At 74.2% G+C, this 11,224-nt stretch carries 11 protein-coding genes; 6 read left to right on the forward strand and 5 right to left on the reverse strand.

Annotated features, from left to right (window positions below):
* Positions 1 to 23: 23 nt before the first annotated feature.
* Positions 24 to 725, reverse strand: a complete 702-nt coding sequence (locus OG553_RS01240; RefSeq protein WP_405977131.1) for an NAD(P)-dependent oxidoreductase — start codon at positions 723 to 725, stop codon at positions 24 to 26.
* A gap of 126 nt (positions 726 to 851) precedes the next feature.
* On the opposite strand from OG553_RS01240, the gene OG553_RS01245 reads away from it, so the two are divergent.
* On the forward strand, positions 852 to 1,592 hold the full coding sequence (locus OG553_RS01245) for a TetR/AcrR family transcriptional regulator (RefSeq protein WP_405977132.1): 741 nt from the start codon (positions 852 to 854) through the stop codon (positions 1,590 to 1,592).
* A gap of 351 nt (positions 1,593 to 1,943) precedes the next feature.
* A complete protein-coding gene (locus OG553_RS01250) occupies positions 1,944 to 2,951 on the forward strand; it encodes a LacI family DNA-binding transcriptional regulator (RefSeq protein ID WP_405977133.1) in 1,008 nt (335 codons plus the stop codon).
* A gap of 46 nt (positions 2,952 to 2,997) precedes the next feature.
* Here the strand turns inward: OG553_RS01250 and OG553_RS01255 are convergent, their stop codons facing one another.
* The gene (locus tag OG553_RS01255) at positions 2,998 to 3,702 is read right to left on the reverse strand and encodes a phosphatase PAP2 family protein (RefSeq protein ID WP_405977134.1); all 705 of its coding nucleotides are present in this window, start codon (positions 3,700 to 3,702) and stop codon (positions 2,998 to 3,000) included.
* Between the two features lie 9 nt (positions 3,703 to 3,711).
* Positions 3,712 to 4,665, reverse strand: a complete 954-nt coding sequence (locus OG553_RS01260; RefSeq protein WP_405977135.1) for an alpha/beta hydrolase fold domain-containing protein — start codon at positions 4,663 to 4,665, stop codon at positions 3,712 to 3,714.
* A gap of 300 nt (positions 4,666 to 4,965) precedes the next feature.
* Between OG553_RS01260 and dacB the strand changes: the two genes are divergently transcribed.
* The 4 genes from dacB (at position 4,966) to OG553_RS01280 (ending at position 8,751) form a co-directional block, all read left to right on the forward strand.
* Positions 4,966 to 6,576, forward strand: coding sequence for a D-alanyl-D-alanine carboxypeptidase/D-alanyl-D-alanine-endopeptidase (gene dacB, locus OG553_RS01265; RefSeq protein ID WP_405977136.1), 1,611 nt, complete (start codon positions 4,966 to 4,968; stop codon positions 6,574 to 6,576).
* Positions 6,577 to 6,622: 46 nt separating this feature from the next.
* Complete coding sequence (locus OG553_RS01270) at positions 6,623 to 6,946, forward strand: putative quinol monooxygenase (protein WP_405977137.1); 324 nt, start codon at positions 6,623 to 6,625, stop codon at positions 6,944 to 6,946.
* Positions 6,947 to 7,008: 62 nt separating this feature from the next.
* Positions 7,009 to 7,743, forward strand: coding sequence for a class I SAM-dependent methyltransferase (locus OG553_RS01275; protein WP_405977138.1), 735 nt, complete (start codon positions 7,009 to 7,011; stop codon positions 7,741 to 7,743).
* Positions 7,744 to 7,989: 246 nt separating this feature from the next.
* On the forward strand, positions 7,990 to 8,751 hold the full coding sequence (locus OG553_RS01280; protein ID WP_405977139.1) for a hypothetical protein: 762 nt from the start codon (positions 7,990 to 7,992) through the stop codon (positions 8,749 to 8,751).
* A gap of 8 nt (positions 8,752 to 8,759) precedes the next feature.
* Here the strand turns inward: OG553_RS01280 and OG553_RS01285 are convergent, their stop codons facing one another.
* Together OG553_RS01285 and OG553_RS01290 are read right to left on the reverse strand one after the other, a co-directional pair.
* Entirely contained in the window at positions 8,760 to 10,016 is a 1,257-nt protein-coding gene (locus OG553_RS01285) for a putative Ig domain-containing protein (protein WP_405977140.1), read from the reverse strand.
* 108 nt (positions 10,017 to 10,124) lie between these two features.
* The gene (locus OG553_RS01290) at positions 10,125 to 11,018 is read right to left on the reverse strand and encodes a LysR family transcriptional regulator (RefSeq protein ID WP_405977141.1); all 894 of its coding nucleotides are present in this window, start codon (positions 11,016 to 11,018) and stop codon (positions 10,125 to 10,127) included.
* Positions 11,019 to 11,224 lie beyond the last annotated feature (206 nt).

An 11,224-nucleotide genomic window follows, 5' to 3' on the forward strand; every position in this document is an offset into this window, starting at 1 on the left:
GTGGCCGGCCCCGCCCGCCCGCGTCAGTAGCCGATCGTGAAGCGGCGCTGGACGAAGCGGGGCAGTTCCGCCTCGTCGACGAGCGCCACGGCGGCGTCCTCCATGGAGATCCGGCTGCGGCCGTCCGCGTCGAGGACCGGCTGGTCGCCGCCGGTGCGGAATCGGCCCGTACGTTCTCCGGGCGCGATGTCCATGGCCGGGCTGAGGTAGGTCCAGAGCCGGTTGGAAGTGCGCAGCACGTCCAGGGCGTCCCGGGCGCCGCGCACGGCGGCCGCGTACTCCCTCGGCAGGCCGAGCGGGTCCAGGACGGCGAACAGGTGCTCCTCGGAGTCGGCCATGGCCAGGCCCGGTTCGACCTCCAGGCTGCCGGCGCCGCCGATCACGATGAGCCGGGTCCGGGGGTGGCTCTCCAGTGCCTTCACCAGCGCCCGGGCGGCGGTGGCGTACACGGTGGGGTCGGCGATCGACCGCCGTACGGTGTCCGCGAAGTCCCTGGCGGCGTTGCCGGGCTGGAAGGCGCTGATGAGCACGTCCAGTCCGGGCAGGACGGCGGCGACGCTCCCCGCGTCGAGTACGTCGACGTCCTTCCAGGTGACGTTCCGCCGGTCTTCCCGGATCCCCGTGACGTCCCGGCTGAACGCGGTGACGTGGTGCCCCCGGCCGAGGGCTTCGGTGACGACGCGGCTGCCGATCCCGCCCGTGGCCCCGATGACTCCGATCTGCATGGCTCTCCCCTGTTGTGCCGAACGGTGACGTGGCGGGACCGACCTCTCGGTGCACGCCACTCGAAAACTATACGGTGTGAAGTAAAGATACAGAGTGCGGGAAAGTAACTCTGTAGAGTGGCCGGCGTGGGAAGCACGGTGGGCAGTACCAGAGGGCGCCGCGAGCGGCTGCGGGCCGAGACGACGGCCGAAATCAAGAAGGTCTCGCTGGAGTTGATGGCCTCCGGCGGACCCGACGCGATCACCCTGCGCGCCATCGCGCGCGAGATGGGCATGACCGCCAACGCCATCTACGGCTACTTCGCCACCCGCGACGACCTGGTGACCACGCTCATCGGCGACGTGTACACGTCGCTGGCCGACGCCGTCGACGCCGCCTGGGAGGCGGCCCCCGCCGCGGACCCGGCCGCCCGGATCCGGGCCTGGGCGCACGCCCTGCGGGACTGGGCCCTGGCCAACCCCGAGGGCTTCCGCCTCGTCTACGGCGACCCCGTACCCGGGTACCAGGCCCCGCCGGGCGGCGCCGCCCCCGACGCCGCCCGCCGCGTCTGCCTCGGCCTCACCGCCCTCGCGGCCGCCGCATGGCCGTACGCCGGACCCCTGCACGCGGGGGGCGACTTCGAGTGGTCCGACTTCGAGGCCCCGCTCCTCGACAAGGTCCGCCCGGCGTTCCCCGAGCTCCCCCCGGCCGCCGTGGCCCTGGCCATGCGCCTCTGGGGCCGGCTGCACGGCCTGGTGACCCTGGAGGTCTACGGGCACCTGCGCACCCAGACCACCAGCCCGGACCGGCTCTTCCGTGCGGAACTGGACGACCTCGTCCGCTCCTTGGGCATCCCGGCCGGCGGCGGGCGGAAGCGGAACGGCTGAAGGCCGGGCCGGTGCGACGAAGAAGGCCCCGGTCTCCGTGAGGAGGCCGGGGCCTTGTCAGAGCGCTGGGCAGGCCTTGCACCTGCATTCCCCCACGGGAAGTGGGGTGTCTTTCCTTGGACCACCAACGCATCGTCCCGTTCGCCGTGTTCCGCGGCGGCGGGTGCGAGATCAACTATAGCCCACGAAACAGGAACCTCCGCTACCGCACCTTCGCCGCGCGGGACCGGTTCGGGCCCGCAGGGACGGCCCCGCAGGGACGACCCGGACGGGCCCGGGCTTTCGGGCTTAACTCGTGTAACCTGAAACGAGAAGGCAAGCACCGGTCGACAGAGAGCGATGAAGCACGCCATGGCCAAAGAGGCATCGGCACCCGCGTCGGCCACCAGCGCGGACGTCGCACGCCTGGCCGGGGTGTCACGCGCCACCGTCTCCTTCGTCCTCAACGACACCCAGGGCCACCGGGTCAGCGAGGGCACCCGGGCGCGGGTGCTCGCCGCCGCCGCGCAGCTCGGCTACGTGCCGAACGCGGCCGCCCGTTCCCTGCGCGCGGGGCGCAGCAACCTGGTCCTGATGCCCGCCTCCGTCTCGGCGGTCGGCCGCCTGGTGAGCGAGTGGGTGGACGACCTGGTCAGCGAGCTGGAGCGGCACGGCTACACCACCGTCATGCACGCCGGCCGCTTCGACGACCCCCTCGAAGCGGCCCGCGCCTGGGCCGAGTTGCGGCCTGCCGCGGTGCTCTCCCTCGACGGCGACCGGCTCACCGCACGCGCGGCCGAGGTGCTGCGCCGCGCCGGGGTCCGCGGGATGCTCGCCTTCGCCTCGCACCCCGTGGACGGGGTCCACACCATCGCCTTCGACCACACCTCCGTCGGCGCGACCGCGACCGGGCACCTGATCTCCCGGGGCCGCACCCGGATCGGCGTGGTCATCCCGCGCGAGCGCGGCCTCGACACCCTCGCCCGGCCGCGGCTGGCCGGCGCCGAACAGGTCGCCGCACGGCATCCGGTGACCGTCACGCCCGTCGAGCTGGCCTACACCCGGGAGTCCGCGACGGCGCTGGCCCGCCGGTGGCGGGAGCTCGGCCTGGACGGCGTCTTCGCGTACAACGACGAGTACGCCGCCCTGCTGATGCACGCCCTGCTGGCCGAGGGGATCTCGGTGCCGGACGAGGTGGCCGTCGTGGGCTGTGACGACCTGGTGCTGTCGGCGCTCCAGCGGCCCGCGCTGACCAGCGTCGCGCTGGAGCTGCCCACCGCCGCCTCCGTGGCGGACGCCCTGCACGCACTGGTCGGGCAGGGCACGGCACCGGCGGTCCCGGGCATCGAACCGGCCCTGGTGCACCGGCAGTCCTCCTGAGGACGCGGCCGGGCGGCTCCCCCCGGGGGCCCCGGCCGCGCCCGCCTCAGGCCCCGGCGGCCTGCGGCGGTACGGCCCGCGGCACCCCCTCGGGTGCCGCGGAGCCGCGCTCCTCCCGGGCCAGCAGGGGTGCGAACGCGCGCCACACCAGCAGCGCGGTCGCCGCGCCCGCCACCGCGCCGGCGACGGTGTCGCTGAGCCAGTGCGCGTGCAGCCACGTACGGCTCCACATCATGGCCAGCGTGAACAGCACCCCCGCGCACCACCAGGCCCGCCGCCGTGCCACCGGTACGAGCAGCGCGCCGGCCAGCACCACGAGCGCCGCCGCCGCGGCCGCGTGGCCGGAGGGGAAGGAGCCGTGGTCGACGCGGACCAGCGGGTTCTCCGGACGCGGCCGGTCCACCAGGCGCTTGAGGGTCTGGACGACCAGCAGGTTCGCCCCGAGGTAGGCCGTGAGGAAGCAGCACGCCGACCACCAGCGCCTGCGCAGCAGCAGGTGGGCCAGCAGCGCGAGCGGTACGACGATGCCCGCCGGGCCGCCGAACCAGTTCAGGAACGCGGCCGCGGCGGCGGGGATCCCCCCGTGCGGGCCGCCCATCAGGTCGAGCCAGCGTTCGTCGGGGCCCTGGAACGGCGGGCGGGCGGGGTCGGCGCGGACGACCGCCGTCAGCAAGGCGGTGGCACCGGCGAGCAGCAGGCCGAGCGGCAGCACGCCGGCCGTACGGTGCGCGGGAACGGGTCTCTCGCTCACGGGCGCGGCTCAGGCGTCCAGGTGGCGGGCGAGGAAGGCCACGCTGCGCGTGACGATCGGGGCCGTGTCCGTGACGCCGAGGAAGATGTGGTCGGCGCCCTCCACCGGCTCCAGTTCGCATTCCCCGCCGGCCTCCCGCAGCGCCGCGTCGAGCGCCTCGCTCTGGCTGTAGGGGACCAGGCCGTCGCCCGTGCCGTGGACCAGCAGGAACGGCGGCGCCCCTGGCCCGTCGGCGGCGAGTCGCGCGTACGTCACCGGGCTCGCCGCGCGGGCCAGGGCCGGCCGTGTCTCCTCGGTGCCGCCGAGGAGCGCGTCGTAGGGGTCGGGGAACCCCGTGCCCGGCGGCATCGGCGGCATGGGGTGTCCGCGCAGGGCGACCAGGTCGGAAACGCCGTACCAGTCGACGACGGCCCGTACCGAGGTGTCGCCGGCGCCGACGCCTTCGGCGCCCTCCAGGGCGGCGCCGCCGGGGGTGTGCGGGCCGGTGAGGCCGGCGAGGGCGGCGAGGTGGCCGCCGGCGGACTCGCCCCAGACGGCGATCCGGTCCGGGTCGATGCCGAAGACTCCGGCGAACTCGCGGACGTAGCGGATGGCGGCCTTCACGTCGTGCAGCTGCGCCGGGAAGGGGGCTTCGAGGCTGTGCCGGTAGTCGATGGAAACGAGGGCCAGCCCGGCCGCCAGCACCGTGCCGTGCAGCAGTGCGGCCGGGACCGTCGGCGGCGGGTAGCGCCGGTCGCCCTCCAGCCAGCCGCCGCCGTGGATCCACACCACCGCCGGGACCGGGCCCCGCGCGCCGACGGGCACCTGGACGTCCAGCAGCCGCGGCCGGTAGCCCGGCCGGGTGGCGTAGGTGACCCCGTCGAAGCGGCGTGCGCCGTCCTCGGCGACCACGGGCGGCACGGGCGCCCGGAAGGGAGGGGGCGGCCAGGTCATGTCGGGCTCGGCCGGGAGCGATTGCGTCATTGCGGCCCTTTCACGCGGAGCTGCCGGTAACCCCGCAGTCTGGAGTTACACGTGTAACACTGGACTGTAGCCAGCCCCGTCCGGGCCCACAAGATGCGCGGTGCAAGCGGTTCCGTTCCGGGCCGCCCCCAGAGGCTGACACGAGCAACCCCGGAGCGCGGGCAACCGCGCAACCGGCCTCGGCCGTCGAGCGGATGCCGTTGGGGCAACCGGGTGAAGTGCGGGGGGCAGGGGTGCGTGGCACGCTGTTGACGGGGTTCGGGCCGCCGAGGCGGGCGGCCTCGACGAACGGAGCGCGCCGTGGGAAATCCGATCCTTCCCGTGGCGCTGCGGCGCCGGCTGGCCGGCTGCTGCGCCGCCCTGCTGATGGTTTTCGCACCCGGTACGGGTGCTTGGGCGGCACCCTCTCCGTCGCCCGCGCCGTCCCCCTCCGGGGACGGTCTCGACCCGCGCATCACGGAGATCATGCGCAAACCCGAGTACCGACACGCCCAGTGGGGGCTGCTGCAGACGGAGCCGGGTGACGGCCGGGAGCTGCACGGCATGTTCCCCGGGCAGTTCTTCATCCCCGGGTCCACCGCGAAGCTGTTCCCCGTCTCCGCCACCTGGCGGACCCTCGGCCCGGACCACCGGTTCGTGACCCCCCTCTACGCGGTCGGGCAGCGCGCCGGTTCCACCCTGACCGGCGACCTCGACCTCGTCGCGCAGGGCGACCTCACCCTCGGCGGCCGGACCCGGCCCGACGGGACGGTCGCGTACACGGACCTCGACCACACCTACGCCAACGACTTCCCCGGCGCGACCCTCACCCCGGAGAACCCCCTCGCCGGGATCGACGGGCTCGCCCGGCAGGTCCGCGCGGCCGGCGTCACCCGTGTCGAGGGCGACGTGATCGTCGACAGCCGGCTGTTCGCCCCCGACCCGGAGCTCGACCCCGTACCGACCCCGCTCATCGTCAACGACAACCTCATCGACCTGCTGACCAGCCCCGGGGACCGGGCGGGCGCGGACGCCCGGCTGGACTGGCGGCCCCAGGTGGCCCCGTACGAGGTCACGTCGACGGTGAAGACCGCCGCCGCGGGCGAGCCGACGGACATCACGGTGACGGCCTCCGAGGGCGGGACCCGCATCCGGCTGTCGGGCACCATCGCCGCGGACGCCCGGCCGCTGCTGCGCACCTCCCCCGTCACGGACCCGGCCGCCTTCGGCCGGACGGCGCTGATCGAGGCGCTCGGCCGGGCCGGGGTGGAGGTCACGGCCGCCTCGACGGGGCCCAATCCGGTCGCGCGGCTGCCGCGCGACTACGCGGGCCGGCCGCGCGTGGCCGCGTACACCTCTCCCCCGTACGAGCAGTACGCGAAGCTGATCCTGAAGGTGAGCCACAACCTCGGAGCCAACCTGGACGTCTGCCTGCTGGCCGTCACCACCGGCAGCCGCCGGTGCGCCGACGGCTTCCCGGTGCTCGCCGCCTTCCTGGACCGGGCGGGCGTCGACCGCGAGCAGGTGGCGCTGATGGACGGGCGGGGCGGCAACCCCGCCGACCGGGTCACGCCCAGGGCTCTGGTGCAGATGCTGGCGTACTGGCAGGGCACCCCGGACGCGCGGCGGTTCCGGGAGGCGCTGCCCATCCTCGGCGTCGACGGGCTGCTCGCGCAGAACTGCCGGGACTGTCCCGCGCGCGGCAAGGTGTTCGCGAAGACCGGCGCGGCCGTCGGCGGCGACCTCCTCAACGACCGGCTCTCGGTGGGCGCCATCACCATCGCCGGCTACCTGGACAAGGGCGGCGGGCGCTTCGACACCTTCTACGCGGGCGTCACCGGGGCGATGACCCCGACGGCCGACCCGGAGGACGTGGTGGGCATCGCCGACGACCTGGCGCTGATCGCCGCCTACCTCCAGGAGTCGCCCTGACCGGGCGGCGGCGGGCCGCCGCCGGGCCCGTGCCTACAATGGCTGAATGATCTTCATTGTGGTGAAATTCGCCGTCAAGCCCGAACACGTGGACCAGTGGCCGGAGAAGGTCGCGGAGTTCACCCGCGCGACCCGTGCCGAACCCGGCAACCTGTGGTTCGAGTGGTCCCGCAGCCTGGAGGAGCCGGACACCTACGTCCTGGTCGAGGCGTTCCAGGACGACGCGGCCGAAGCCCACGTCACCTCCGAGCACTTCACCAAGGCCCTGGAGACCATGCGTCCGCTGGTCGCCCGTACGCCCGACATCGTCAGCACCACCATCGCGGGAGCCACCGGCTGGAGCCGGATGGGCGAGCTCCAGGTCGACTGATCCCGGCCGCCGGGCCGTCCGGCCTCCGGTGCCCCCTTGACCGGCCGTCCATGATGGACGGTATGACGACCGGATCCCGTGCTCGTTCGTTCGGTTCCGCGGCGGCGCGCTACGCCGATCACCGGCCCTCCTATCCGGCCGCGCTGTTCGACGCCGTCGAGGAGCTGGCCGGGTTCCCGCAGGCCGGAGCCCGCGTCGCCGACGTCGGCGCGGGGACGGGGATCGCGAGCGCGCTCCTGCACGCCCGCGGGGCCCGGGTGCTCGCGGTGGAACCCTCGGAGGGCATGGCCGCCGAGTTCCGCCGCCGCAACCCGGGGATCCCGCTGGTCCGCGGGGACGGGGACCGGCTGCCGCTGGCCACGGCGGGCACCGACCTGCTGACCTACGCGCAGTCCTGGCACTGGACGGACCCGGCCCTCGCCGGCCCGGAGGCCCTGCGCGTCCTGCGGCCGGGGGGCGCGCTGGCCGTCTGGTCCAACGACCCCGACACGGACGTGGAGTGGATCGCCGACCAGCAGGCGCGCATCGAGAAGCACTTCGGCCCCGGCTGGTACGTCAACGAGCCGGCCCGCTCGCTGCCCGGCCTGGAATTCACCACGCGCCGGCTGCGCTGGTCGCGCCCCGTGCCCGTCGGGACGCACCTCGGGAAGCTCTCGACGCACTCGCTCTTCCTGGTGGGCGAGCCGGGTACGGAAGCCTTCCTGGAAGCCGAACGCGCCCGTCTGCTGGCCCTCTTCCCCGACGGCCTGCTGCGGGAGCACTACACGGTCGGACTCGACGTGGCCGTCCGGGGTTAGCGGCGGGTCCTGCCCGACGCGACAAAAGGCCCCGGTCTCCGTGAGGAGGCCGGGGCCTTGTCAGAGCGCTGGGCAGGCCTTGCACCTGCATTCCCCCACGGGAAGTGGGGTGTCTTTCCTTGGACCACCAACGCATCGTCCCGTTCGCCGTGTTCCGCGGCGGCGGGTGCGAGATCAACTATACGTCACGCGGGCGGCCGCCAAAACCGTGTGACATGCGGGGCGGCGGGGCGTCAGCCTGGCGTGATGACCACGAAATTGAACGTCCTGCGGCTGTGCGTCAGGAACGAGCCGGGGCTCGGGCCCTACGAGGATCTGGAGGTGCGCCCGCTGATCGACGGGGTGGACGTGATCGAGGAGGCCTTCGACGACGCGGACTACGGCGCCCGGTGCGGCAGCCCCCGGGACTGGCTGCTGCCCGACGGCCCCTTGTCGGTGGGCGACAGGCCGCATCGGGTGGACTTCGCGGAGAAGTGGTGCGGTTGCCACGACCTGCTGCACCTCACGCTGCGGCGCGACGGCGACACGGTCGTGTGGACCTGGAGCACGGCCGAGGAGGGGGTTCCCGAGCTCCCCGATTACCGCTTCGACGCCGCCCAGTACGACGCCGAGCTGGAGCGCGCCCGCCGGGACGGCGGCTGGGAGTGGCCGGCCCAGACGGTCTCGCGGCTGGTCCTCGACGGGCTGCGCCGCGAGACCGGGTGGCTGGAGGGCTGGTCGTGCGAGCTCGGCCATGTGTGGACCGACCCGAAGCACCCCGAGCAGGTGCTGGTCTACTTCTTCCGCGACGAGCGGGATCCGGAGGGCCGGTACGGGCGCGCCGAGGAGTTCGGCATGAAGACGGCGGTCACCGACGAGGACCCCGCCCACCAGGCGGACCGGATCGTACGGGCCTTCCTGGCGGGCGATCCCCGGACGGTGGAAGGGTTCCGGCCGTACCCGATGAACGAGCTCGGGTACGGGCACTACCACGGCGACGGGCCGGCGCCCTGGAAGCACTACGGCTGACCCCCGGCTCAGAACCAGGTGACGGTGAGGGTGAAGGACGTACCCGCGCTCGCCCCGGCGGAGTCGGTCGCGGTGACGGTGACCTGGGCGGGGCCGACGCTCCAGGGCTTGCCGGTGATCCTGCCGGAGCCGCCGTCCAGGGTCAGGCCCCAGGGCAGGCCGGAGGCGGCGAAGCGCAGGGGCGGCTTTCCGCCGGTGGCGGTGAGCTGGACGGTGCAGGCCTGGTTGAACCGGCACGACCGGGGGCCCGGGTCGGCCAGCTTCAGGTCACCGGGTGTGGGGGTGGGCGTCGGGGTCGGCGTCGGGGTCGGCGTCGGTGTGGGCGTAGGGGTGGGCGTAGGGGTGGGTGTGGTGCCGCAGCCCGGGGTGGCTTCCGGGGGGAGGGCGACCTGCCAGATCTGGGGGTCGTTCTCCGAGCCGACCAGCAGGTGCGCGCAGTCCGCGTACGTCACCGTCTCGCCCTGGGACTGGGCGGGCAGGGGCACGTCCGCGAGTTTGGTGCCCGAGGTGTCGTAGACCGAGGCCGTGTTGGCGCCCAGCGGGCCTCCGCTGCGCAGGGTGTACGAGGCTCCGGTCGGGGAGAAGGCGCCGTCCGTGGCGAAGACCGGGCCGGGCCGGACGGCGGTGAGGGTGTTGACCTGGCCGGTGACCGGCGGGAGCGGGGCCTGGTAGAGCTGCCCGGCGGCGCCGATCAGCTTGCTGGCGACGAGGATCCGGCCGGTCGCGGGGTCTGCGAGCAGGGATTCGGCGTCGTGCCTGCCGTCGGCGTAGGCGAAGCGGTACGTCACCGGGGCGACCGTGGCGTCGGCGAGCCGCTCGGGCTCGGGGAAGCTGTGCACGGTGATCTCCGCGCGGCCCGCGAAGTTGTCGCCGATGTCGCCGACCAGGACGGCCGGGCCGCCCGTGGCGTCCTTGCCGATCGCCAGGCCCTCCCAGTCGGTGTTGCCGACGCCCGAGACGGTGAGGGTGGCCCTGAGCACTCCGGTGGCGCCGGTGCAGTCGACGGCGAAGACCTGGTTGGTGTTGCCGCTGTCGTTGACGGCGTAGAAGACGCCGGGGTGTCTGCGGCTCATCGCGAGGCCGCTGATCTCGGTCATGCCGCCGGGCAGGGTGCACTTCTTCTCGGGGGCCGGGGCGACGGCCCGGGTGGCGGCCGGTGCCGGGGAGGCGGTGGCGGCCGCCGTCCAGGCCACGGCGGGCAGGAGCGCGGACAGGGCGGCGGTCGCGAGGGCGGCGGCCCCGGGGGGTGTCAGGAGTCTGGGCATGCGGACCATGTGAGGCGGCGGAGCGGGGCAACACCAGCCCCCGGGAGCCCCCGTTCGAGCATCGTTCAATGCCGTCCCGGCATGGGCTCCGGGCCCGGCGTTCCGACCTCAGCGCTCCGGTTCCCGTACCGGTGCCTTGCGGCCGGCGTGGGCGATGAAGGCGCGGGCCGCCCGGCTGAGCGGGCGGCGGGCGTGGGCGATGCCGACCGGGCGCAGCAGGGCCGGGGTGAAGGAGCGGATCTCGGCCCTGCTGCCGAAGGCCCTGGCCACCACGTCCCGGTACCAGATGAGGGAGCCCCGGCCGTCGGTCACGCCCGTCACCCAGGCGAGGCGTTCGTCGACCTCCAGGGAGGGCACGGGGCGGACGCCCATGCAGCTGAACATGGCCTCCATCTCGGTGCGGCGGCCGGTTCCGGGGGTGGGCAGGACCATGGGGAGGCCGTCGAGCATGCGCAGGGGGACGGGGCTCGGCAGCCGGGTGCCGATCGGCGAGATCAGCACCACCTCGCGCTCCTGGATGAAGTGCGTGGACAGCTCCTTGTCGACGGGCAGGTCGACCAGGGCCAGTTCGGCCCGTCCCTGGGTGAGTTCCTCGACGAGGGCCTCGCGGCTGTCGTGCTTCTGGAGCCGGACCTCGACCCCGGGGTGGCGGCCGCCGAAGCCGGCGATCAGGTCGGTGGCCAGGTCGAGCGCGAGCGTCGGGGTGGTGGCGAGGGTGAAGGCGGCCCGCGCGTCCTTGCCGTGCGGGGTGCCGATGTCGTCGATGGCTTCGACCGCGTTGAGCACGGTACGGGCCAGCCGGACGACCCGGGCCCCCTCCGGCGTGAGGTCCACCCCCCTTCCCCGGCGCGCCAGCAGTTCGACTCCCAGGTCCCGTTCCATGGCCTGGACCGCCCGGGACAGGGCCGACTGCGCGACGAAGACCGAGGCGGCCGCGCCGGTGATGGACCGGCAGTCGGCGACGGCGACGAGGTAGCGGAGTTGCGCGAGGGTGGGGGTCATGAGCGGACGGTAACGGCGTGGGCATGGACCTGTAAGGGCTGGTGGATGAACAACTGCCGCCGGGTCCGCGGACGGCTCCATACCGGATCGGCGGAAAGACGTGCACGGGCGGCATGAGCCAGGCCGGACTGCGTACGCCGTCCCGTGCGCGGGGCCCGCCCGCCCGGCCGGGAAAGGCGCAGGCCAGCGGCCGGGCGGGGGCTCGC

The sequence above is a fragment of the Streptomyces sp. NBC_00158 genome, assembly GCF_045160885.1.
GTDB lineage: Bacteria > Actinomycetota > Actinomycetes > Streptomycetales > Streptomycetaceae > Streptomyces.

Excerpts from the sequence above, each read along its gene's own strand:
- OG553_RS01240 (WP_405977131.1), bottom strand. The coding sequence starts at position 725 with ATGCAGATCGGAGTCATCGGGGCCACGGGCGGGATCGGCAGCCGCGTC.
- OG553_RS01270 (WP_405977137.1), top strand. The coding sequence starts at position 6,623 with ATGATCTTCATTGTGGTGAAATTCGCCGTCAAGCCCGAACACGTGGAC.
- OG553_RS01280 (WP_405977139.1), top strand. The coding sequence starts at position 7,990 with ATGACCACGAAATTGAACGTCCTGCGGCTGTGCGTCAGGAACGAGCCG.
- OG553_RS01290 (WP_405977141.1), bottom strand. The coding sequence starts at position 11,018 with ATGACCCCCACCCTCGCGCAACTCCGCTACCTCGTCGCCGTCGCCGAC.
- OG553_RS01250 (WP_405977133.1), top strand. The coding sequence starts at position 1,944 with ATGGCCAAAGAGGCATCGGCACCCGCGTCGGCCACCAGCGCGGACGTC.
- OG553_RS01285 (WP_405977140.1), bottom strand. The coding sequence starts at position 10,016 with ATGCCCAGACTCCTGACACCCCCCGGGGCCGCCGCCCTCGCGACCGCC.
- OG553_RS01275 (WP_405977138.1), top strand. The coding sequence starts at position 7,009 with ATGACGACCGGATCCCGTGCTCGTTCGTTCGGTTCCGCGGCGGCGCGC.
- OG553_RS01260 (WP_405977135.1), bottom strand. The coding sequence starts at position 4,665 with ATGACGCAATCGCTCCCGGCCGAGCCCGACATGACCTGGCCGCCCCCT.